Origin of the sequence: Streptomyces violascens (genome assembly GCF_014649955.1) — a bacterium.
Taxonomy (GTDB): domain Bacteria; phylum Actinomycetota; class Actinomycetes; order Streptomycetales; family Streptomycetaceae; genus Streptomyces; species Streptomyces violascens.
Genome location: NZ_BMUA01000030.1, coordinates 61,865 through 84,471, shown reverse-complemented (window position 1 = coordinate 84,471; position 22,607 = coordinate 61,865). Strand labels below are relative to the sequence as shown.

Below are 22,607 nucleotides of genomic sequence, written 5' to 3'. Positions count from 1 at the left end.
CTGATAACCGAGCAGTTACAAACGTACACAGCTGAGCAGATCAGAGAGTACGCGGACACCAGAAGAGCCGTCCCCGCGTCATCGGTCAGGCTGATGCGGATGTCCTTCTTGCTGGCCTGGCCCCCGGCGGCCGTGCTGACCCACTCATGCAGATCGCTCTTCGGCTTGACGACGCCGTGCTTGAGCTTGATCGTCGGATTCGCCAGCTCCGTCAGCGCTTCGCCACTGATATCGGGCAGTGCCGACAGCGGACTGCTGAGTGCCGCCTTGGAGCGATCCAGCGGAAGCCCTGACGCTTAGTGGAAAGCAACCTCGTCCTCGCCGACCTTCACGACGAACCGGTGCCCGGTGTTCGGCATGGCAGAACCCCCTCGCATCAACAAATGAACGTGGGCGTCAGTTTGGCACTTCGTCACGAAACGCCGCCAGGCCAACACCGCACGCAATCACCACCTGTCTCGTGAGATACCCCGGGCCTCGACCCGCCTGCTGCCGAATGAATCTGCGCCGGGGTTCCGCGCACCACACACGTGCGGCGTGGATCATGCCGTGAAACGCACCCTGGATCGCACATTCTTGGTGGTCTGAGGCGAAGTGTTCCGTCACCGGCAGAGTTGCCAGCCACCCGCCCCAGACTAAGGTCACCCTAACCGTCCTGTGCCCAGTCCATTCCGAGTTCGGCGAGCCTTCCGCGTTGCTCCCCGCTGAGTTTGGTGCGGCGGGTCCTCTTGTCGGACATCCAGACGCCGAGCTTGACCGTGTGTTCCTTGCCGCCGATGGTGACGGGCTCGACGTGTCCGCGGGGCAGCACGGTGTCCTTGCGGAACTGCTTGCGCGGCTGGAGCGTGAGCGCGGGGCCGAGGTGATTGACGATGCGGTCGGCGGCCGACTTCGACACCCCGAACAGCGGTGCCAGCTGCCGCAGCGTGAGTGGTCCGCCAGTAGGCGGCGACCTGCAGTACCCGGTCCTCCAGCGGCAGGCTCCACGGCCGGCCCTTGCGGACCGGATCCGCACCCTCGCGCCGCAACGCGGTGATCAGCTTGCTGAACTGACGCGATCTCAGCCCACCAGCGAACGGGGCTATCCGGACGGCTCCGACGCTGTGATTGCACCAGCCACGCCAAGATCGTTTCACCCGCGAACAACAGGGTAGAGAGCGCAGTTCCAGGACGTGTCGATGGCGCACCGTGGCGATTGCAGTACTTCCGGGACTGGCTCTGGTAGCGCCGGTTATGGCGGGGTCTGGGACGGTGGCCGAATCCCGCGAGGTGGCCCGGTTTTCCGTCTGGTGGGGCGGCGGGACGGGGCCAGGCCGGCGGCGTGCTGATGGTGGAGGGCGCCGCTCCTGAAGTGAAAGCTACTGGGGGATTCCGGCCGTGCAGCGCGAGGCCATTGAGCAACTGTGCGACTCTCTCTGAAACTTGACGGAGACTCGTCAAACGGTAAGGGGGTCCACTGTGCACAGACTCACTGGGAGATGGCGCCGTGCGGCGACCGCTATGGCGATCGCCGCGGCGCTCGTGATACCTGCCGCGGCGGCCGCGCGTGCGGACGGTCCGGCAGGCGGCGCGCCACGACTCGAGGGCAGCCTGTATACCGTGCCCGCCGGCTTGACCCAAGCCGCCATCACGGCGGGACTCAAGGCCGGCAAGTCGCCGGCCTCCCTTGGTCTGGTGGAAGCGGGCAAGCAGCCGGCGCCGACGCTCACCGCATACGACGCGCGCCGACGCGCCAGACTGCGGGCCGCGCATGCGAGTACCGGCGGGCAGCGGCCCCGCACCCAGGCCGCTCCCGTCCCGTTCGACCCGACGGCTGAACCGCGTGAACTGACGCTCGCCGACTGTCCGGATCCGGATAGCGGCGGCGGGCCGGTGTACGAGCCAGACCGGTTCGACGTGTGCCTGGTCCGCAAGATGGCCGCGATCGAGAACCTGATCGTGGACGGCGCGGAGGTGCCGCAGGGAGCGGCTTTCTTCACGGACACCCTCATCGGTCATGCAGGGTTCGGCGACTATGCATCCCGCTTCCTCACCTTCGAGGACCACGTCTCCCACGTCTCCCAGAAGGTCCTCGGCGCGAAGTGGAATCCTGCAATCACTTTCTTCGGGGCATCGAAGTGCACTGCCGTTCTGGGGTCCGGCACCTGCCATTCCCGCACGGATGACCACCTCGGGGAATTCCCTGTGTGGCTGCTCGCGGGCAGCGACGACTGGAAGTTCGCGGTCGACGTGCCCGCCGGAGGAGGCGTCGGCCGCGACGACATCACCAAGCTTGTCCTCGACGAGGGCTTCTACGTGGTCTTCCCCGAGGGCTATGTGAACCAGGGCGACAACTTCCTTTCCCTGCCCGATCTGAACGTGCGCTTCGACCAGGCCTCCTACGTCAAGCAGGGCGAGGACTCCGACGGCGCGGGTATCTTCGACGACCTGCCCCCTGCGTTGACGTACAACCTGACAGGACAGGGCACCGACGAAGTCGCGCAGCACATCCAGAGCGCGCTCTCCAATCCGAACGCGACCATCCCCGCAGAACCGCCGGGCCAGACCAAGGTGCTCCCCGGGTACCTCGACAACCCGCTGCACCGGCTTTACTCGAAGTACAGCCCGCCCACCAGTGAGACCCGATACAACCGCAACGGAGCCATCGCCCGCGGCCAGTGCGGACCCCGCCACGGCAAACAGTGCGACGAGTACCCCATGGCTTCCACCTATGAAGGCGCCGCCAAGGCAGAGTACGAGGCGTACTCGGATCCATACGCCTACTCGGTCAAACTCGTCGACGCCGACCAGAACGGCACAGCCGGGAACATCGCCAAACAGTTCTACGCCTACTACCGCGTCCTGGACCCCGGCTTCGACGCGAACAACCACCCGCGGAACTGGGACGATTTCACCCTCGAAATTCAGTAGCCCCTACACTCCATGGGCGGGGCTCCCGCTCACAGCCCCCACCGTGCTCACTGCACACGGTTCTGGCGGCTATTTCCATGCCCGCCCCGACGCCACGAAGGTCTCGGATCTGGTGGTGTCGGTGTCGGCGGTGCACTGCCTGCACCGCCGCCCGGCGGTTTCGACGGCGGACAGCTGCGGCTGCACAATACGGTTGTACGGGGCGGCCACCCGGAGCGAGCCGGGACCGGGAGGGCGGTCGGGCCCGATCACGACACCGCGGCGGACTCATCCACGTCGTCGCCCCGGAAATGGCCGCCCAGTTCCTGGTCACCGATGAGAGCGCGCACGTCGAACTGCCCCGGCAGGCCGAGCTATTGCGCTGTGCGCCTCGCTGTTATGGGCCTGGACCGGCCGGTGGTCACTAACTTCCTGGGCGGTGATCCGGCTGGCGTGCACGCGGACCTGTACGGCGGCAGCTGACCGCAGGGAGCCCGCCAGCTCCGTGGGCGGTGTGGGGTCAGGTGGGGCGGCGTGCGTCGCGGTACTGGCGGGCCCTGGGCGCGCGCCGGGTGCCGGGTTCGGACGTTGGGTCGCCCGGGCCCGCGGGGGCGGGGATGCGCGGGGCAGCGGGTGCGCCGCCGACCGAGCCTTGAATGGCCGTGTTGGGGGTGTAGGCGGGGCCGCGCCGGACCGTACTTCTTCTGTACTTCGGGGTGCGGGCAAGGCTCTTGGGCAAGCCGGTGCCGGGCATCTTGCCCGGCCGGGCCGGGGAGGCCTGCCCAGCCTCGGTTGGGTCCGGCGAGTACTGGAACGGCAACAGGGCCCTCGCTTTTGCGGGGCCCTGCCGTGTGTTTACTTTCCAAGGGGGCGTAGCGGGCTGCTCAACGAGCGAGCACGGCGTCGGTTGTGCCCGAGCGCGCAGCCGGGTGAGTCATGGGCCGGGGGGCAAGGTGAAGCCGCCCGCCCCGGGCAGGGACCGAAATCGCCGTATCTGCTGCATAGTCTGCTGGGCCATCTCCTGCACTATCTGCTGCGTCTTGCATCCGGCCCCCCGGCGGGAACGCCCGGGCCAGACCCCGCGATTGAGAACCTGTGTCTGAAATCGGGAAGGCCAGGTCAGGGCCGGATTCGCGGATTCGTCGGCTACGGCGTGACGTTCGCTCAGGCGTCAGGCTGACGGCTGGCCGTATGGCTACAGCATTCCCACCGAGCGCGTTGGCCTCGTTGGGAACAATCCGGGCAACATGTGGTCGAACAAGTTGAGCCGGGGGCCCTCACTGCCAAGCACAGCGCGCAAGGCAGCCCCTGAACAAGGCGGCCGAACGCGGGCGTCGGCGACATCAGACACAGGTTCTGAGGGTGGAGGGGGGCAGGCTTCCCCTTCTGCCCTCTCCCTATGTCCGTTGATCAAGAAAATGGAGGGTGGGGGCTTGCCTGCAGGAACGGCGGGGAGGGCCCGTGAGTGTCTGGTGCGCGGCCACGGCGGTGTCCCGCGTGAGGCTGGGCCCGGGCGGCCCTTTGGCAGGTCGGGAACGGCCGCAGGGCCCCGCTATGGCGAGACCCTGCGATTCGGTGCGCCTTGAGGGGAGGCGGGCTGTTCAACGATTCGGCACCGGATCGGTTCGCTGCTCCGTGACTGCGATCTGCCTGTGAGTTGGCGTTTTGAGTGTCCGCTCCGCTGCCACCGAATGTGAGCCAGGGTCGTTAAGTTGACACTCCCTCTTGAACGGCATTCGACAGCCGGGATTTGCCACGTGGCGCGGACTCGCCGACAGGTAACGGCTGTTGGCGGCGGCGGGTATGGGGGTCAGTTCACGTCGACATGGTCGAAGAGTTCGAGCATGTGGGTGAGTACGCGCTTGCATGCGGTGAGGTCGGTGTCGGTGAGGTCGCCGCCGACCTGGCGCAGGAGGGCGTGTTCCCGGATGGTCAGGGCGGTGATGGCTGCTCTGCCCTTGTCGGTGAGCTGGATCAGTGAGGACCGTTGGTGGGCGGGGTTGGGGGTGATCTCGACCAGTTGCCGGGTTGCCGCGTCGTTGACCATGCGCTGGACGAATTGTCGGCTCAGTGCCTGGGCGCGGCCCATCTGCGGGACGGTCATGGGTCCGTGGGTGAGGAGCAGGTCGAGGACGGCGCGCACGCCGACGGAGAGGCCCTCGATGGGTTCGGCTTGTTCGACCTTGCGCTGCACTCGTCGGTACAGCGGGCCGACCAGGGCGAAGACTTCGGTGAGTCGGCGGCCGAGGTCGTCGGGGGTGAGGGGGGTGTCAGCGTCATTCACCCGGCCAGGATGACACCTGTGTTGCCAACATCCCAAAAAATATGGCACCTTGGTTGTCATGATTCAGGCTTCTGGCATGTTCTCGTTAGACACCGCAGACGCCCACCTCGCCTACCGCGACACCGGCGCGGGTCAGCCTGTGGTGCTGCTGCACGGCGGCTTTCTGGACCACCGCATGTGGGACGACCAGGTGCCGGCCCTGGCGTCGCACTGCCGGGTGATCGCACCCGATGCCCGCGGGCACGGCGGATCCTCCAACGCGAACGCACCCTTCCGCCACACCGACGACGTCGCAGCGCTGCTCCGCCACCTCGATGTCGGCCCCGCGATCCTCGTCGGACTGTCGATGGGTGGAGCCATCGCCGTCGACACCGCACTCGAACACCCCGATCTGGTAGGCGCGTTGGTCGTCAGCGGCGTCGGCACCAGCGAACCCGAATTCCAGGACCCCTGGCTCAAGGAGATCGAGGCCGAGGAGGCCCGCGCCCTGGCCGCGGGTGACGCCGAGGGCTGGGTCGAGGCCTTCACCCGGCTCGGGGCGGGACCGCACCGCACACTCGACGACGTCAACCAGGATGTCGTGCGCAGGCTGCGGGAGATGACCCGGCGGACCCTCGCCAAACACACCGCCACCGAACCCGTGCACATCATTCCCGTGACCGACACCTGGCAGCGAGCAGCCACCATCACGGTTCCGGTGCTGGCCATCAACGGCGCCATCGACTCCGACGACCACATCACCATGGCCGAACGCCTCGCACACACCGTCACCAACGGCCAGGTGACGACCATCGAAGCCACCGCTCACTACCCCAACATGGAACGCCCCGACACCTTCAACGAGATCCTCGGGAACTTCCTGCGCACCGTATCGGCCCGAAACGACTGACGCGGCCTGGGCGAAGTGCGGTGCTGTCCCCGATCCAGTCCCGTCGCCGCCCCACCGCCCCGCCGCCCGCGGCGGGGAATGATCGCGCCGGACGACGGCGGCCCACAAAAAAGGGAGCTTCATCGGATGTTCGTCCTCGCGTACTCGGCCTGCAGCACGTGCTGGTGGAGTACCTCGCTGAGAGTTCTGGTCGGGCGCTGAGTGCCGTACTGGGCCGGCGCCGACGAAGTCTGGGCGGCAAGGAGTGCTAGTGCGTCACGATGACATTGATTGAGGGAGCTCGCGGGTGCATGCAAGCATCCGGGCCCCAGAGCGTGGGGGAGTGGTGATGATGCGGACGGTTCCGCTGGTAGGCGGGCCGGTGGAGTTACGCGGTGCGCTGGACTTGGAGAAGACGCCGGCGGGGGTCATGCCTGGCCGGTTGCCCGCGTGGACCAAGGAGCAGTACCAGGATCCGTCGGTCTACGGGGGTGACGGTGATGCCTTCGGGGGTGCGGCTGGTGTTCCGCACCGATGCGAGTGAGCTGGAGTTTGACCTACTCACCTCGACAGGGCAGCTCGATTCCGACCCCTGTCCTCGCCCGACGGGGATGCTGGAATTGCTGGTGGACGGTGCCCATGCTGGGCGTCGGCAGGCGCCGGTGGGCAATGTGGTGCGGATGGCGGGCCCCGGGGCCGCGCAGCGAATGATCCCGGGGAAGCCGGGGACCGTCCGGTTCGCCGGGCTGCCGACCGGCTGACTGCGCAACTCCACACCGTGTGTGACACGGTCCGAGATACCGTGGCCGGCTGGCGCACCCGCAGGCCGGCCTCGAACGAGGCAGCACTGAGCGAGCTCCTGGCATACACCCGGCGTGACCTGACTGCGCACAACGGTCCGCCCATGCCAGGGGTGCGCACGGGCGGTGTGCACCCCGACCTCGCTGGGCAACCGCCGACGCTGCGCTGCGCATCGAGATGGGGTGCCGGTAAGAACGCTGTCACCGATCCTGCTGGCTTATTCGGTCACGCGACGAGCGAGAGATCGAGGCGGGCAAGGTGGCTGACGCGGGTGCGGTCGAGGGGATGGCCGTTCCACCAGGCATCGAGGCGAATGAGGTTGAGTGCAACGGCGGAGAAGACGTGCTCCAGGTGGGTCTTCTGGAGACCGAGGTAGCGGGCACGTCTCATGCCGGTGACCGCGATGGCCTGGTGGATGGTTCCCTCGATGCCCGCGCGGGTTCCGTACTTGGCTCGCCACTGCTCGTCGCCCTGCTGGAGGCGGGCATGGTCGAGGACTTCTTGCACCTCGCGGGGTTGCAGGGAGAGGGTTCGGCCACCGCTCTTCGAGCGGGTGCACTGGTCGCGCACCGGGCAAGGGCGACACGTCTCCTTGTCGAACTTGATGACGATGGCCTTGGTACCGCGCAGGGTGGCGGGGCTCCACCAGGTGCTGGTGTCCCCGCGGGGGCAGGTGGCCTGCCGCTTGTCCCAGTCGATGGTGAACGCGGTGCGATCGAACCCGGCGCCGGCACGTGCCTGGGGTGAGCTGTTCAGCAGGACCGGGGTGACCAGGGTGACCCCGAAGTTCTTCTTCATGCCCACGATCAACTCGGCGGACGCGTAACCGGAGTCGAGGAAGTGCTCGGCGGGCAGGAGACCGCGGGCGGCAAGCATGTGATGGACCGGTTCGGTCATTTCCGCATCGGTCACCGTGGCGTCGGTGGTCGCGATGCCGGTGATCAAGCGCGGCGGCGGTCCGTCCGCTCCGGGGACCGCCTGTCCGGTGGCTGCGTCCTGCACGTCGGTTTCGTCGCAGGACTCACTGATGTGGATCTTGTAGCCGGTCCACCAGGATCCCTGTTTGAGGCCATAGCGCGCGTCAGTGTCGTACGGAGAGGCCAGCCGCAGCCTGCCCGGCGGGAGGTCTTCGCTCTCCCGCCGCTTCACCTCCGCCCCTGCCTCGGTCACAGTGCGGTGGTAGTTCTGCACCCACATCGCGCGCAGGACCTGCACCGCTGGGAGTTCGCGCAGCCAGACCGGGGCATCAGGAGCATGCACCGCCTCCAGCAGCGCGAACCCGTCCCGGCCGTAGACGAGGGCCATCTCCTCGCGCTTGCTCGTGGAAGCCGGCGGATGCCAGGAGTGAGTCCGCGGACCGTAGCGGTCGGCCCATTCCCGAACGGGCACCGCCCCGACCAGCCAGTCCGGGGCAGCGCAGGCCAGCGCCTCCAGCGTGGCCCGCAGCGTCTCCCCGGCCAGCTCCAGCCTGTTCAGATCGCGTACCGCCGCCAGAACGCGGGTGGAGTCGGTGCGCTGCCTGCCTCCGGCCTTCACCAGGCCCCGGTCCTTGAGCCCGGTCAGCAGCAGATCGAGCACTTTCTCCTCCATCCCGTGCTCGACTAGGCGCGTGCGGAACTCGGACAGCACCGAGGCGTCGAACCCCGGATCATCCAGCTCCAGGCCGAGTGCGTATTTCAGGTCCATGCCGTACCGCACCCGATGCGCTGCCGCCCGGTCGGTGAGGTTCTCGGCGAACTGCAATATTGTCACCAGCGCGAGCTGGCCCGGTGACCAGCCTGGCCGTCCTCTGGCTTCAAACGCCTCGGCGAAGTCGGCGTCCGCGAACAACTCACCCAGCTCGTCACGGACCCGCATCGCCAACGGGTACGGACCCCGTGCCGCCACCGCCCGCGCCACCTGCGCGGTCAGCTCAGGCACCTTCGGCCACGGCCTCGGCTGCATCGACATTCCACACCCCACCCGCGACCGGGAACGTCAAGACGGCCGCTGCTGTCCCGACCCGACCAACGAGCCGTCAGCCCCGCTGGGCACGGAATAAGCCAGCAGGATCGTCACCAGCCGCAAACGGCAGGTGAGCAGCCTCCGAACATCGGTACAGCGGTTGGCGCTGAGATTGATCATGGTCGGCTGGCACACCGGCTGGAGAGATCTCCGACCTTGTCATCCGTGGTCAGCTCTGCGTCTCCTCGCGGTGTCCAATAGCGGCCGCGTCGGGTATGAGGAGCAGCTTGCCGGTGGTACGCCGAGCTTCCAGATCGCTGTGGGCCTGGGCGGCCTCGGACAATGTGTAGCGGCCCGTTACGGTGACCTCAAGCGCCTTGGAGCGCACCCACTCGAACACATCGGCGGCCCGTCGGAGCAGTTCGGACCGATCGGCGATGAAGTCCCCGAGGCTGGGCCGGATCAGGGTCAGCGAACCGCCGTGGGCGAGCCGAATCGGATCAAACGGCGGCACGGCACCACTTGCCGCGCCGAAGAGCACGAGATGGCCGCGGGTTCGCAGGCTGGCGAGGCTCGCATCGAAGGTGTGCGCGCCGACGCCGTCGAAGACAACCGGCAGTCCCTGACCGCCGTTGAGCCGCCTCACCTCGGCTGCGAGATCGTCGACTGCGGAGGAAAGGATCACCTCAGCGGCCCCGGCACGCTTCGCCAGCTCGGCCTTCGCCGTGGTCGACGTCGTGCCGATCACCCTGCCGCCGAGATGGGTGATGAGCTGGGTCAGAAGCAGTCCCATGCCACCGGCAGCCGCATGCACGAGCACCGTGTCGCCCTCCTGAACCGGGTAGGCGTCCTTGACGAGATAGTGCGCGGTCATGCCTTGGAGGAGCACGGAGGCGGCTGTCTCGAAGCCTATGTCGTCGGGCAGCGGCACCAGCCGGGAGGAGTCCACGACGGCCCGCGCGGCATACGTGCCGGGAATCTCCACCCAGCCGACCCGGTCCCCGACTGCGACGTCAGCGACGCCGGGTCCGACTCCGACGACCGTGCCGGCACCCTCAGCGCCCGGGGTGAAGGGCAGCGGGAGGCTGTACCGGCCCTCGCGGTGATAGACGTCGAGGAAGTTGACCCCGGACGCGGCGACCTCCACGACCGCCTCGCCCGGACCCGGCCGCGGCTGGCCCACCTCGGCCTCCTGCAGCACCTCGGGACCGCCCACTTCGTACACCTGAATCGCTCGCATGACCCCTCCAATAACGGCTTTCCCCCACCAACCCCGTTGATGGCGATCCGATTCCCGGCAAGCAGACCAGCCCGCCGCCCCCGCCGAGAGCTGAGCCGACGCCAGGTGACGAAGAAGCCGCTGCTGAAGCGGGAGGTCGACGACAAGGCGGTGCCGCCGTACTGGCGTAAGGCGGTGTACGCGAACGAGGGCCTGTCGCAGGGCGTGGTGGACCGCGACGCGTATGTGGTGTGCGTGCGTGCTGGAGCAGCTGTATCGGGCACTGATGAGCCGCGACATTCTTCGCTTCTCCCTCGCACCGCTTTTCCAACCCGCGCGCTCGGCTGCTGGACGGCAAGCCGTGGCTGGCGGTGCGCGTGGACGTGCTGGCCGGCCTGAGTCTCGGGCTGCGTGAGTTCGACTCGGCGGAGTTGGAGTTGCGGGTTGGGTGTGGGTTGGGTGTGGGTCTCGAACCCTCGGCCGCTACCCGATCGTGCGCACCCACGCCGACGGGGCAGGTGCGGGCGCTGTGTCCGCTCGATGGCGAGGACGCCGTATAGCTCGGGGCAGGATGCCCCGAGCTATACGGCGGGCACGACGGGATTGCTCGGAGACGCGATCAGTCATACAGGCTGATCGCGGTGGTGACGCGCACCCGGCGCAGGGCGGGCATCGTCACGTGTTGACGTCGATCCGGCTGATGCAGCTGCCGCTGCTCCACCAGCTCCCAGGCGGCATCCCCGGCTGGTATTGGCCGCCATCGTAGACCAGCGCCACCCACTGGTTCCCGGTGTTGAGCCAGTCCACGTCACAGTAATTCACGTAGTGAATGCCATTGCCGGTGACACATCGGTGATTACCAGCGGCGAAATGCACTTCCACGGCGGAGCCGCAGTCGGGGCTGGTGGCGTTGGGCCTCATGACGTGGGGAGCCGGGGCTGCGGGGCCGGAGCTGGCGTGCGCCGCGACCGGCGCGGCCAGCATCAGACCGCAGCTGGCTACGACTCCCACCGTCAGCTGCGCAGCCTTCTTCATCATCGCGCGGTTGGGCTTTCCGAGTTTGGGCATGGGGTGTCTTTCCCTCCGATGCGGCTTGGTGGAGCGGTTTCCTGCGCGGACCTCGACTTGACCAAACCGTCGCGGTCGTTTATCGACGGTGTCATTGAGCAGTGTCAGAGTGCCGTGGCCGCTGCCAGTTTCTTGCCGATCTTCATGAGACTTCCTCCTGGACGAGTGGTGACGTCGCGGGTGCGATGGCCGCCGCAGATCTACACAGCGCCGCGCCCGTGGTGCGTCTGCATCGTTTCGTTTGCGCCCGGGCACGGGTAGCTTTCGTCATCCACGCGCAAAAGCCCTGCTGCGGGCGTCAAGACCACGGGGGTAAACCTTGATACGCATTCACCTGGGGCCCGAGGGCTTAGGCAACGTCAGGATCTGTGCCATCCCCGACTTCGGCGCTGAACTGACAGCGGCCGGGGTGGCCCATGCGCACGGCGGGCGACCTTGCGACCCGCTGGTGCAGCTCTACTCGCGAAGCACCGCACCAGAACTCACCGAGGGCGTCAGCCCCCTGTACCTGTCTCACTTATTCGCCCGCCGCTCTCCGACACCGTTCACCAAAGCCCTCGCCGAGGCAGACGACCGGGCCCACAGCCTCCTAACCAAGGCCATCGATCACGTGCGCAGCTCCGCCATCGAGCCGCACCGCTCGGGCATCGACTCGGCGGTCGCAGCCCGTGCAGCCGGCCTGTCGCACCTCTACGCCGGCAGCGGAGCCTCGGTGATGCTCCATCGACTCGGACACGAGATCAGACTTCGTCGCGGCGTCCTGGAGCTACCGACGGCCTTCGACGCGGATCTTGAGCTCGGCGAGCGCTCGCTTCGGATCCAGGCAGTAGCCCTCAGCCGACGGGTGTCCCTGACCGAGCCCGCCGACGATCACCTAACCGTCCGGATCCCAGCTGGAGCTCCTCCACGGACCGAGCCTGGCCAACTGGCAGCACTTCGGACTCTGTTGGGCCCTGGAAGAGCAGCAACGCTTGAGGCGATCGTCACGTCCGGAGGAGTCACCGGACGGCAACTGGCCTCGCGGCTCGGCGTGTCGGACGCGGCAGCCAGTCGGCACGCCGCCGTGCTACGACGTGCCGGTCTGATACAGAGCCTACGCATGGGGCAGACCGTCAAGCACCTCGCTACGCCCCTGGGCTATCACCTGGCACAGCCAGAAGCAACGGGCCGGTGCCCATAGCGATTGGGGGACGCCGCGCGGCGGCAGGTCGTGCGGAAGCAGGTCCCGTTGGCAGCCAGTGCGGCCCTGGTCGAGGAGCGCGTTGACGATCGGTCGCCGACGGATATCGTCGAGCGCCGCTACACCACTCGGCGGGACACCAGCAGAACCAAACCTTCCACTCGGTGAGTTGATCGATCGCCTGCGTCAACTCGGCGGTCGGTGTCCTCGACCCCTTGTTGAACCACGTTTTCCGAGGGCTCTCGATCTCGATACAGATCGGCCGGATGGCTCCTGCGTCCCGCCGGACTCACATGAAGTCTGGGACGCGCGTTGGGCCAAGACCTTTCAGCGGAGGCTGTCCAATCACGGCACAGAACGAGGGCCCGTGATGACCTCCCGGGCCGATGTTGTCCGTTGCGCCAGGGAGGAAGCAGGGGTGATGCTCCAAGAACTCTTGCATCTCTAGCTCACTGGGAGAGGAATCCAGAAGGCTTCTCCACTGGGGAAGCAATGAAGACCGGTACTCCTCCCATGTGGTCGCCTGGGGACGATCCGGACTCGTGTCGGTGTCTGCGTGGCGGAAGGCTTGCACCTCAGCAGTATGGATGGAGATGGAGGGTTGAGGGCGGAGAGCGGCTGCTACCAGGGCTAGTTGGTTGACCGCCGGGCTGTCCGTGACACATCGGCCCGTAGTGCCGTGGATGCTGTCGACCTAGCGTGCGCCGGCCCCGCGTCCTAGCTCAGCTCGAACCAACTGTTGCCGCTGGCGGGCTGACTGCGTTGAGCCGAACCGCTCGTCGAGCGCGGTGAAGGACTTGCGCAACATGTCTGGCGCACTATCGCCCATGAGTTCATGGCCTCCGAACCTGGTGACCTCGTAACCGCGCAGACGCAAGGCCCGGTCCTCCGCCATCATTTCGCCGTATAGCTGGGGCGAGGGCCTTCTATCGTCATCGGGGCCGACCGAGTAGTGCCGGTCATCGGTGTCGCCCCGGTGCCGGGGTCGTCGATGTTGTGGGAGGCGCGGGCGTTTGGGGGTAAGTCAGGCGAGACTGCCGGGGCGGACCGGCGGACGGTCTGTGCACGAGGCCGTTCGCCAGCTCGAAGGTCAGGTCCTGCAGTACGGTGGCCGAGGCGTGGGCCGAGAAGCGGAGGGCCCAGGTGGGCTGGTGGACGGTGGTGCCGCCCCAGACTGTCCAGGCGGGCAGCGGACCGTTGGGCCGCTCGGCGCCGAAGGCGTCGAACTGGACGCCGGCGCGTGCTCGCCCGGGGCGTGCCAGCGGACCCAGCGCCCGTCGACGGTGTGCTCCCAGCCCGCGTCCGTGAGCGGTTGGGTGGCTTGCGTGATGGTTTTCTCGGACACCTGGCTGCCGACGGCGGTCTGGGCGGCGTCACCGGAGGCGAGGGGGTCGAGGAGGATACACATGATCGCCACGGGCGTGGTGGCGGTGGCCGTGGCGTGCCACCGGCGTTCACCGACCGGACTCTCGTACGCAGCGATCGTCCACACGATGTCGTCGGGGTCGGCTTCGTGGACGAACTCGGCCCGCAGGGTGAGGGATTCGTGGACGGCGTGGGTGGTTTCATCCGACCAGGTCCTCCATTTTTCCCACTCGTCTTGGGCGGCGAGGAAGTCGTTGAGGAGGGCTTCGTGGTCCCCGGAGCCAGCGGCGTGTATTGGGACCATCTCTGTCGTCGGCGGGGCGGGTATGGCGGTGGGGGCGCGGGCGGCCGCGGCTTGCCGTTCGGTGTCGGTGGCCGGTGCGGGGCCGGTCCGGATGGCGTCGCCGTAGAGCCGTTCGAACTCCGCTATGGCTTCGGCGGGGTCGGTGTGGGTGGTGGCGACGACGCGTAGGTGGTCTTCGCCGTGGAGGTGGACGCTCTGGCCGTCCTGGTAGGTGCCGACGGCGACGGTGGTCCAGCCGTCGTGGGCGGGGGCGTGGATGATGAGGCGGCCGGATGTCGGCGTCGGTGCCGGGGTGGGGCATGGGCTCTCGATTCACCGCTCCGGCTGGTGTGCTGCCGGCCGGAGCGGGGTGGTTCAGCGGGTTGCTCGGGCTGTGGGTGCGGCGGTTCGCGGCGGCGGGCCGGCCCGGGTGACCGCCGGGGTGCGCGGTGTACGCGCCGCCCGCGGTGGAGGGGTAGTGGTGGTGTGCTGCCAGCGGGTGCACAGGGCGGTCAGGTCGGCCAGGGCGCGGCGGCTGCCGGTGATCAGCTGGTGGGGCGTGTTGGCCGGGTCCTGGGTGTAGGCGATGACGCGGGTGGCGACGTGGTGGGCGCGGGCGAGCAGGGCGCGCTCAAGGACTTTCTCCCCCCAGTATTCGGGGGAGCCGGTGGGGGTGGAGACGAGCGCCATCAGGTTGGCGGTGGTGAGGCCGTCGGCGAAGAGATGGCGGTGCTGGGCCTCCCACAGCACGGTGACAGGATCGACGGGTTCCCCGCGGCGTACCAGTGAGGTCAGGCACTGCCACAGCGCGCCGGGCGATGATCGGCCCGTGTTCCCCGGCCACGAAGTGCTCGCTGGATTCGTCGAGGATCAGCTGCACGACCTCGGCCGGTTTACCGGTGCGTGCGGACAGGGCGAGGGCGGCCGGGCTGGGGGTAACGTCCGCGAGGTCGACGAACCGTCCTTCGGCGATCGGGACGACCTTCGAGGCGACGACGATCACGTCACCGTCCCTCAACTCCGAGGCCTGGGCGGACAGGACACCGGTGATCGCGTCGGAGAGGTGGTCGACGCGCGTGATGGTGGGGAAGGGTTCCAGGGCGAACGCGCAGAAGGCGCCGGTCGTGGTGCTCGTGTGATGAGGCTCCGGGTGGGATGGGCGGTCATGACTCCAGACAGCCGGGTGTGGGCGGCGGCGAGCAGGGCCGCCCGTGAGTTCGGTGGTGTCGTGGTGGTGAGCCAGGTGCGGACGCGGTGGACCTAGTGTGGCCACAGTCCGTGGGCTGCCTCGTGAGGGGCGGCGGCCCGGTTTCTGACGGAGTGCCAGGCATCGGCTACTGCCACCGCCCACGGACAGGCATCGCCGTATCGCCCGCGCACTTGAACTCATCTTTAAATGAAGGAACTTCGGCCAGGCATCGACTCTGACTCAGGGCGGATCAGTGGTCCAACCCAGCGGCACGAATCCGCGATCCAGACGGTTCGTCTATCCGGTTGTGAGCGTCCGCGAGTACCTGCCGGGCGAGCCGTTGCACCAGGTGGGTGCCACGTCGCGGGCGCGCCTCGGTGCCGGGCGATCGGCGGGTGCCTGTGCCGAGGGAGCGGGCGATCACGCGGCGTTGTCCCGCCAGGTGGCGAGGATGGTCTGTACGGCGCTGGAGACCTGCTCCTGCTCCGTCCGGTCGGCCCAGAGGTGTGCATCGTGTTCGGTGAGCTTGACTGTGTCGCTCTCGTGGGTGACGTGGGCGGTGAAGTTGAACTGTCGGGTCTTCTTTCCGCTCTTGGAGAGGTAGTCGAAGTGCCCTAGATAGGTCCCAATCGTGTTGACCGTGAGGCCGGTCTCCTCGTCGACTTCCCGGTGCAGTGCCTCGGTCAGGGTCTCGCCCGCGTCGACGCCGCCGGAAGGGAGCTCCCACAGGCCGCCGAGGTAGTCGTCGGCGGTGCGGTGCAGGAGTAGTACCTTGCCGTCTGCGTTGGGGATGACGGCGCCGACGACGTGCTTGGTGACGCCGTCTGCGTCGGCGGCGTGGAGGAGGTCGCCCAGGAGGGCGGCGTCGACGGGTGCGTTCACTTCACGAGTTCCTTGTGGTGTTCGGCGACCTTGATGATGGCCGCGGTGTACGCGTCGGCGAGGTGAAGGTCCTGGTCGTGGTGCCACACCGGGAGTTTCACCGTGCTGGCGTGCACGCGCTGTGCGGTGGTGAAGCTGTCGGCGTCGGGGCCCTGGTGGTCAGCGTAGCCGGGCAGGAGTGCCCCAGGCGTGTGGAAGAGCGGGTGCTCGCCGAGAGCGCGGGTGGAGCCGGGCAGGTCGACTTCACTGGCGCCCTCGGCATGGACGGCTTCGAGGAACCGTTCGACGGGCAGTCCGGCGAGCTGGTCCCGGTGGTAGCGCAGGGGCAGCGCGTACCAGGCCGGCCGGGCATGGGGCGGCGGGTGCGGCACGTCGATGCCCGGTACGCCCCGCAGCGCCCTCCGCATCCGGGCGGCGACAGCTTCTCGTCCCGTCACATAGCCCTTGAGGCGGGGAAGTTGGGTGTGGGCCAGTGCGGCTGCCAGGGGGTGGATGCGCAGCTTGAGCCCCATGCCGGTGACGGCGTACGGGGCAAGTTGATGGTCGGCGGGGATCTCGCGGCGGCACCGTTTGTTGTACTGGCCGTGCAGCAGCACGCGGTAGTACAGCTCGGTGTAGTCGGTGGCGACGAATCCGCCCTACCCGGCGGACAGCGGCTTGGGCCCGTTCATACTGAAGGCCGCGGCGCGGCCGAAGGAGCCGACCGGCTGCCCGCGCCAGGTGGCGCCGTGGGCGTGCGAGCCGTCCTCCAGCAGCATCAGGTCGTGCCGGGCGCTGAAGGCGGCAAGGGCGTCCATGTTCTCCGGCAGGCCCCACAGGTGGACGGCGACGATGGCCTTCGTGCGCTGGGTGATGCGGCGGGCGGCGTCGTCCAGGTCGAGCTGCCCGTGCTCGTCGACGTCGGCGAGCACGGGACGGGCGCCGAGGTGGAAGAGCGGGGTGGCCGTGGCGTGGAACGTGAGCGCCGGCACGATCACCTCATCTCCCGGGCCGATGCCGGCCGCGGCGTACATCGAGTGCAGGGCGGCCGTCCCCGTACACGTGGTGACGACGTGGCGGACGCCGAGGAAGGACGCCAAGGAGTCCTCCAGGGCGGCGATGACGCCGGAGCGGTCCGGGATGGACACCGCAGAAAGCAACTGGCCGGTGACCGCCTCGACGTCACGGTCCTCGATCGGAGGCCATGCGAAGTGGGGGCCAGGGGCGTCGATGACGGGCGGACCGCCCCGGAGGGCGAGGCGAGGGGTGGCGGTCACAGCAGGTACTCCTTCGGGTCGGCGGGCGTGCGGGAGGTCTGGGAGGTGTAGGCGGCGGCCAGGAACGCGGCGTGCACTACGTGGGCGCTGGGGCCGGAGGGGTTGGTCCGCTCGCCGTCGAGGACACGGCAGAAGTAGTCGATCTGCGCGGTCGCGGCGGAGGGCCAGGCTGGCTCGCGGGTCAGGGACTCGATCAGCTGCCCGTCCGGGGCCAGGCGCCGCACCCGGCCGCGTCCAATCACGACGGCACCGCGCGGGCCGGTCACCGCCAGCTGCTCGGCCTTAGGCGCGGCGGAGCGGGAGATGAGCAGGAAGCCGTACAGGCCGCAGTCGTAGGCGAGGTGGACCAAAGCGGTGTCCTCGGCGTCGTAATCCGCGTCGGGAAGCGCGGCGGTGGAGGTGTTGGCCAGGACCCGGTCGGGCAGGCCGAGGTACCAGATGAGCAGGTCGATGAGGTGGTAGCCCATGTCCATCAGGGCTCCGCCGCCGGCCAGGGAGGTCCGGCCCCGCCAGCCGGCGGCTGGGTCGGGGCAGTGGAAGGTGTAGCGGCCCTCGACCAGGTAGGGCTGTCCGATCTGCTCCAGCAGCTGCACCGCGGCGGTGTAGATGGGGTGGAAGCGGCGCTGGACGGTGACCATCAGCTCGATCCCGGTCTTGTCGCACAGCGCCGCCAGCTCAGCGGCCTCGGCTGGGCCGGTCGCGAACGGCTTCTCCTTCATTACATGCACCCCGGCCGCCACGCAGGACTCGATGACCCCGCGGCCCACGTGGTGGGGCACCGCGACGATGGCGAAGTCCGGGCGGACGTCCTCCAGCAGGGAGCGGATGTCGGTAAAACCGGGGACTTGGTGCAGCTGAGCCTGGGCGGCGACCTTGTCGGGGTCGGTGTCGCAGACCGCGGCAAGGCGGGCGAACTGGGAGTCGGCCAGGCCCGGCAGGTGGTCCTCCAAGGCCTGGTGGCCGAGCCCGATGACGACTGCCTTCTTGCGTACGCTCATGCGCGTTCACGCCCTTCGGTGAAAGCACGTCGGCCCGCCCGCTGCGGGCCTTCGGCTCCAGAGCACCGCAGCCGGTCCGGGCGTGGCAGGGGCGCTGCCTTAGGCCGCAAGGCCGTTTGCATCTGGTGAAAACACGCTGTTGCCGGCTGACGGCCCGGTCTACGGTGGACGGGGGCCACCTCGGCTATCGACGGGGGCGTGGATGCCAGTCAGCACGGCGCGAGACCGGTCCGAACCGTCAAGAACACCCGGCGAGTTGATCCGCAGTCGGCGAAAGGCCCGGGGCTGGACACTCGCTGATCTCGGTGCCCGAATCGGCTACTCCGCTTCCCAGGTCTCCCGGTACGAGCGGGGCATCTCGGCGCTGTTCGACGTGGACGTCCTCCGTCGCTTCGCAGGTGCCCTCGATATTCCGCCCAAGGAGTTCGGGCTCACCGCCACCTCGCCCACTGCCCAGACCCGACACGGATCCCTTGTCGCCCCGGTTCTCCCGTACCCGCGCTTCCTCGGCTCTAGGCTGGGACGCACTCAGCGGGAGGACGGTGACGACTCAGTGCGGCGACGGAAGTTTCTGGCTCTCTCCGCCGCGGCAACCGCCGGCGTCTCGCTCTCGGCAACCGGAGCGGCAGCTCAGGACGTCCCGGTAGGACAGATCCTCGTCGGTCGCCTGCGCGACGCCATGCTCGGCATAGGCCAGGATGGCCAGCTGCCGGGCCTTGAGCAGCTGTCCCTCGAACTCGCCCGCGTGCAGGCCGACTTCCATACCTGCCACTACGTAGGCCTTGCCGTTCGCCTGCCCCGACTGATCCGTGCTGGTCACGCCCTCAGCTCCGACACCGAGAGGGATCACCTCGATCTGCTCGGGCAGAGCTATCTCCTCGCGACCCGCATGCTCATCAAGCTCGATGAGCAGCAGCTTGGCTGGATGGCGGCCGACCGCGCACGCCAGGCGGCCGAAGCCGCCGGGCACCCTCTCGCGGTGGCGGAGGCCGCCCGGAACCTCGCCGTGCTCGCCCGCCGCGCCGGCTGGGAGGAACAGGCGCTGTCGATCGCCCTCAACGCCGCCGACGACCCTGGCCTACGCGCCTCCCGCAGCGGCGCCGCCGAACGGGGCTTGTTGATCCAGTCCGCCGCGTACAGTGCCGCCAGGCGCGGCGACAGAGAGGGAATGCGGGAATTGACGGACGAGGCCGCCGCCATCGCCAAGGAACTCGGCGGTGCCACATTGCTGCGTGATCATGGCGGAGGATTCAGCACTGCCACCGTCCAACTGCACCGCATCTCCGCCGAGTTCTCCACCGGCGACCCGTCCGCCGCTCTGGCGGCAGCACGTGCCCTGCCGCCGCAGAGCCTGCCCAGCGTGGAACGCCGCGCGCGCTACTACACCGACGTCGCCGCCGCCCTGGCTCAACGCGGACGCCGGGACGAATGCGTGCGCTCGCTTCTGGCCGCCGAGCACCAAGCACCCCAGGAGACCCACTCCCGGCCTGCGGTGAGGTCCCTCATCTCCGGACTCCTGCTGTCCGGCCGCACCACCCCCGAACTCCGCGCCCTTGCCGCCCGCGCCGGTGCCCTCCCTTAGCGCCACGAGGGCTGCCAGGGGGCCCGCAACCGACGGCCGCCCAGGTGACCGACACCGATGAGGGGAACAATGTGCGACGTCGGGAACTGATGACTGGAGCCCTGGACTCGACGCCAGTCTGATCACTTCTCTCCGTGAGGAGTGCTCAACGGTCGCCCCCGTCCAGATCCTCAACGACACAGCCCGCATGTGGCACTGTCGGACGGAGTGGTGCTGCCTGGCGTGCGCGGGGAGTGTGCATCGCGCGCCAGAACACGCGCCGTTTGCCGCCGATCGTGCGTGGGCGGATGCTGACTGCTGTGCCGAGCGGTGTACGGATTCTTCTGGTGGGTGCGCAGGCGACGATGCGGTCCCTACGGGCCCGCGGACTCGCATTGCTCTCAATCCAACTGGCCAGTGCGCTGTACTCCCACTACGAACAGACTGGAGACCTGGCCCACCTCGACGAAGCGATCAGGGCCTGCCGCACTGCTGTGGCCCTCAGCCCTGCCGCTCGCGCCCTCGGGGCGCACGCGATGTCCAACCTCAGCATCGGCCTGTCGACTCGATTCGAGCGGACCGGCGACCTCGCGGATCTGGACGAGGACATCGTGCTCGGCCGCGCTGCGGTCGCCGCCATGCGGGCAGGACACCGAGGCCGCCGGCGGTGGGGCAGACGACAGAGGCCCCGCCGCACTGGCCGCCCCGCGTGGTCACGGGGAGCGGCTTGCCAGGAGTATCACTGCGCATCCGGCCGGCCGGATGCGACACACCCCCGTTGCTGTCCGGTAGGCCGCAAACGCAGTAGGGGTGATACGCCCGCGGCCCGCAAGCATGCCGCCATGACGCACAGGCAGCGGGCAACCGACGGCCAGAACCATGCCGCACCTCTCGGTGCTGGCTCTCAACCAGAACCGCCGCCGCGACCGGTTGAACGGTGCTCAGCTCGCCCACCTCGCCGAACCCGGCATGGACTGGGCACAGGACGGTTAGGGTGACCTTGGTCTGGGGCGGGTGGCTGGCAACCGCCGGTGACGGAACGCCTCGTCCCAGACCACCAAGACATGTGCGATCCGGGATGCGAGTTGGGCCGCCGACCTGGAGTCTCAGGTCAGCGGCCCACCTACCCGCCCACCACAGGGTTGTGGGTGCGCTGTCCAACGACGCGGGACGACACAAGGGTGCGGCCAAGGACAGCCGGCTCCCACAGAACCGATCCGGCACCGACTCGTTGAACACCCCGCCTTCCTCCCCCGGGCAGGCACACCGGCCGCAGGGCCCCTGCCATAGCGGGGCCCTGCGGCCGCGCCTCCACAACCACCTGCACCCCCATGCCGCACCCAGGTGAACAGCCGCGAAGATGTCGGTCGTTGCCCGGCGGCCGACTTCCCTGCCCGCCCCGCAGAACCTTCCCCGTTACCTCCGAGACACTGAACGCCCCTTCTCCCGCCCGCTCCGCTACGGAGCAGGGGGCTTCAGGTGTGCAGTTCGTTCCGCCCACGTAGCGTTCGGCAACCTCGTAGGACCAGTCGTGGACACCGCGCATCCATTGTTTGCAGCTGGCGATGTGGGTGGCCTGGGCGGGTGTGAGGGTGTCAGCGAGCCGGGACTCGCGGTGCTGGAATTCTTCTACCGCCGTCTGCACGTCGTGGGCGGAGTGGTGCATCGCCTCGTCCTGGCCGGCGCCGTGGGCCTGGTAGACGCCGGGCAGGTTCCAGAAGGCGCCCGGCAGGTTCTTCTCGGCGTAGAAGGAGAAGATGTCGTTCCGCCAGGCCACGACGTTGGCGGCGAGCAGCCGCCTCAACCTCGGGTGCACCCACCGCAGGGCCCCGCCACAGGGCGAATTCCAGGGGCCGGGCCCTGCGGCCGTTCCCGGCCCGCCAAGGCCCGCCCCGGCCCCGGCCGCCGCAGGCCGCCACGGTGTGTGAGAGGCACTCACGATGCAGGGTGGGCGTAACCGGTGACCGCGTGGCCGACCGGGCACAGCACAAGCCCGTCCCGGAGGGCCTGAACCAGGGACGGACCCACGCACCAACCACACCTGGCCGACGGACAAGCAACGGAGCCAACCAGCCCGCCAGACCACCCAGTCCCACGCCCGCACCCGGCCACCGAAGCGAGCGTGTCTGAAAGATGGACGCGACCAGCGAAGCGCACGGAAAAGCCCGATGGCGGTCCACCGGAACTCCGGTGGACCGCCATCGCGTGGAGTACGGCTCAGAAGAGCAGGCCGCCCGCGTACGGTGCGTTCTGCGACTGGTCGACGGCCGCCGTGTCGCATGCGGCATAGTGCGAATTCGGGGCCACAACGCCGCCGAGCACGGCGCCGTTGGACCACGGCGCGATGCAACGGCCATCAATGAGCGCCCCGTTAACGACGGCAACTCCCTGCTGGGGCTGGTTCACGACGATCGGCGACTCCGAGAAGCCGTTGCCACCGGTGCCGGAGGGGTTGCCGGCGGTGCCGGTGAGGCCGCCGGTGCCGGTGAGGTTGCCGGCGGTACCCGTGAGGTTGCCGCCGGTGCCGGTGAGGTTGCCGACGGTACCCGTGAGGTTGCCGACGGCACCCGTGGGGTTGCTGCCAGTGCCGGTGGTGCCGGTTCCGGTGGTGCCGGTTCCGGTGGTGCCGCTTGCGGCGCCGACGCAGCTGCAGCCGGTGCCGCTGGTGGTCGGGCTCGGCGCGGCGAGGGGCTTCTTGGTCGTGCTGGTGGCGGGCGGCTTGGGAGCCTGGGTTGCCGTGGCTGCGGAGGCGGGTGCAGCGACGGCCATCGTTGCGGCAGTGGCGAAGGCCGCCCCGGCAAGAACCTGCTTGATCACAGT

Annotated in this window: 16 protein-coding genes and 3 pseudogenes; 5 read left to right on the top strand and 14 right to left on the bottom strand. The window is 68.6% G+C overall.

Annotated features, from left to right (window positions below; genetic code table 11):
• Nucleotides 1-754 precede the first annotated feature (754 nt).
• Nucleotides 755-1,120 (bottom strand): annotated as a pseudogene (locus tag IE206_RS35860) (helix-turn-helix domain-containing protein); the annotation flags it as partial.
• Nucleotides 1,121-1,599: 479 nt separating this feature from the next.
• On the opposite strand from IE206_RS35860, the gene IE206_RS35855 reads away from it, so the two are divergent.
• Nucleotides 1,600-2,910, top strand: a complete 1,311-nt coding sequence (locus tag IE206_RS35855) for a NucA/NucB deoxyribonuclease domain-containing protein (protein ID WP_189969771.1) — start codon at nt 1,600-1,602, stop codon at nt 2,908-2,910.
• Between the two features lie 1,789 nt (nt 2,911-4,699).
• Here the strand turns inward: IE206_RS35855 and IE206_RS35850 are convergent.
• On the bottom strand, nt 4,700-5,173 hold the full coding sequence (locus IE206_RS35850) for a MarR family winged helix-turn-helix transcriptional regulator (RefSeq protein WP_189969769.1): 474 nt from the start codon (nt 5,171-5,173) through the stop codon (nt 4,700-4,702).
• A gap of 76 nt (nt 5,174-5,249) precedes the next feature.
• Between IE206_RS35850 and IE206_RS35845 the strand changes: the two genes are divergently transcribed.
• Nucleotides 5,250-6,062 carry an alpha/beta fold hydrolase gene (locus IE206_RS35845; protein ID WP_189969766.1) on the top strand — a complete coding sequence of 271 codons (813 nt, stop codon included), beginning with the start codon at nt 5,250-5,252 and terminating at the stop codon, nt 6,060-6,062.
• Between the two features lie 1,005 nt (nt 6,063-7,067).
• Here the strand turns inward: IE206_RS35845 and IE206_RS35840 are convergent.
• Nucleotides 7,068-8,786 (bottom strand): IS1182 family transposase, encoded by a 1,719-nt coding sequence (locus tag IE206_RS35840; RefSeq protein WP_229853313.1) that lies wholly within the window; start codon nt 8,784-8,786, stop codon nt 7,068-7,070.
• A gap of 229 nt (nt 8,787-9,015) precedes the next feature.
• Nucleotides 9,016-10,026 (bottom strand): quinone oxidoreductase family protein, encoded by a 1,011-nt coding sequence (locus tag IE206_RS35835; protein ID WP_189969763.1) that lies wholly within the window; start codon nt 10,024-10,026, stop codon nt 9,016-9,018.
• 90 nt (nt 10,027-10,116) lie between these two features.
• On the opposite strand from IE206_RS35835, the pseudogene IE206_RS43715 reads away from it, so the two are divergent.
• A pseudogene (locus IE206_RS43715) lies at nt 10,117-10,415 on the top strand (hypothetical protein); the annotation flags it as partial.
• Between the two features lie 265 nt (nt 10,416-10,680).
• On the opposite strand, the gene IE206_RS35830 reads toward IE206_RS43715, so the two are convergent.
• Nucleotides 10,681-11,073, bottom strand: coding sequence for a hypothetical protein (locus IE206_RS35830; RefSeq protein ID WP_189969761.1), 393 nt, complete (start codon nt 11,071-11,073; stop codon nt 10,681-10,683).
• Nucleotides 11,074-11,788: 715 nt separating this feature from the next.
• Between IE206_RS35830 and IE206_RS43710 the strand changes: the two genes are divergently transcribed.
• A complete protein-coding gene (locus IE206_RS43710) occupies nt 11,789-12,253 on the top strand; it encodes an ArsR/SmtB family transcription factor (RefSeq protein WP_373301039.1) in 465 nt (154 codons plus the stop codon).
• A gap of 959 nt (nt 12,254-13,212) precedes the next feature.
• On the opposite strand, the gene IE206_RS43705 is transcribed toward IE206_RS43710, so the two are convergent.
• From IE206_RS43705 to IE206_RS35795, 7 genes and pseudogenes are all read right to left on the bottom strand, one after another.
• Nucleotides 13,213-13,443: a hypothetical protein gene (locus IE206_RS43705; protein ID WP_373301038.1), complete on the bottom strand. Its 231-nt coding sequence runs from the start codon at nt 13,441-13,443 to the stop codon at nt 13,213-13,215.
• Nucleotides 13,344-13,922: a DUF317 domain-containing protein gene (locus IE206_RS35820; protein WP_189969757.1), complete on the bottom strand. Its 579-nt coding sequence runs from the start codon at nt 13,920-13,922 to the stop codon at nt 13,344-13,346. Before IE206_RS35820 ends, IE206_RS43705 begins: the two co-directional genes overlap by 100 nt.
• A gap of 354 nt (nt 13,923-14,276) precedes the next feature.
• Nucleotides 14,277-14,651, bottom strand: coding sequence for a hypothetical protein (locus tag IE206_RS35815; protein WP_229853317.1), 375 nt, complete (start codon nt 14,649-14,651; stop codon nt 14,277-14,279).
• Entirely contained in the window at nt 14,533-14,940 is a 408-nt protein-coding gene (locus tag IE206_RS42820; protein WP_229853316.1) for a coenzyme F420-0:L-glutamate ligase, read from the bottom strand. The genes IE206_RS35815 and IE206_RS42820 overlap by 119 nt, the downstream gene beginning before the upstream one ends.
• A 570-nt stretch (nt 14,941-15,510) precedes the next feature.
• Complete coding sequence (locus tag IE206_RS35805; RefSeq protein WP_189969755.1) at nt 15,511-15,972, bottom strand: NUDIX hydrolase; 462 nt, start codon at nt 15,970-15,972, stop codon at nt 15,511-15,513.
• Nucleotides 15,969-17,099, bottom strand: a pseudogene (locus IE206_RS35800) (DegT/DnrJ/EryC1/StrS family aminotransferase). The gene IE206_RS35805 and the pseudogene IE206_RS35800 overlap by 4 nt, the downstream one beginning before the upstream one ends.
• Nucleotides 17,100-17,224: 125 nt before the next feature.
• Complete coding sequence (locus IE206_RS35795; RefSeq protein ID WP_189969753.1) at nt 17,225-18,226, bottom strand: Gfo/Idh/MocA family protein; 1,002 nt, start codon at nt 18,224-18,226, stop codon at nt 17,225-17,227.
• A gap of 202 nt (nt 18,227-18,428) precedes the next feature.
• On the opposite strand from IE206_RS35795, the gene IE206_RS35790 reads away from it, so the two are divergent.
• Complete coding sequence (locus IE206_RS35790; RefSeq protein WP_189969751.1) at nt 18,429-19,808, top strand: helix-turn-helix domain-containing protein; 1,380 nt, start codon at nt 18,429-18,431, stop codon at nt 19,806-19,808.
• A 1,102-nt stretch (nt 19,809-20,910) separates the two neighbouring features.
• On the opposite strand, the gene IE206_RS35785 is transcribed toward IE206_RS35790, so the two are convergent.
• Nucleotides 20,911-21,603 (bottom strand): isoprenoid biosynthesis enzyme family protein, encoded by a 693-nt coding sequence (locus IE206_RS35785; RefSeq protein ID WP_189969749.1) that lies wholly within the window; start codon nt 21,601-21,603, stop codon nt 20,911-20,913.
• 401 nt (nt 21,604-22,004) lie between these two features.
• Nucleotides 22,005-22,604, bottom strand: a complete 600-nt coding sequence (locus IE206_RS43485; RefSeq protein ID WP_308433974.1) for a hypothetical protein — start codon at nt 22,602-22,604, stop codon at nt 22,005-22,007.
• Nucleotides 22,605-22,607: the final 3 nt, after the last annotated feature.

Coding starts and splice junctions, on each gene's coding strand:
- IE206_RS35845 (WP_189969766.1), top strand. CDS start 5,250: ATGTTCTCGTTAGACACCGCAGACGCCCACCTCGCCTACCGCGACACC.
- IE206_RS35840 (WP_229853313.1), bottom strand. CDS start 8,786: ATGCAGCCGAGGCCGTGGCCGAAGGTGCCTGAGCTGACCGCGCAGGTG.
- IE206_RS35835 (WP_189969763.1), bottom strand. CDS start 10,026: ATGCGAGCGATTCAGGTGTACGAAGTGGGCGGTCCCGAGGTGCTGCAG.
- IE206_RS35830 (WP_189969761.1), bottom strand. CDS start 11,073: ATGCCCAAACTCGGAAAGCCCAACCGCGCGATGATGAAGAAGGCTGCG.
- IE206_RS43710 (WP_373301039.1), top strand. CDS start 11,789: ATGCTCCATCGACTCGGACACGAGATCAGACTTCGTCGCGGCGTCCTG.
- IE206_RS35820 (WP_189969757.1), bottom strand. CDS start 13,922: ATGGTCCCAATACACGCCGCTGGCTCCGGGGACCACGAAGCCCTCCTC.
- IE206_RS35795 (WP_189969753.1), bottom strand. CDS start 18,226: ATGAGCGTACGCAAGAAGGCAGTCGTCATCGGGCTCGGCCACCAGGCC.
- IE206_RS35790 (WP_189969751.1), top strand. CDS start 18,429: ATGCCAGTCAGCACGGCGCGAGACCGGTCCGAACCGTCAAGAACACCC.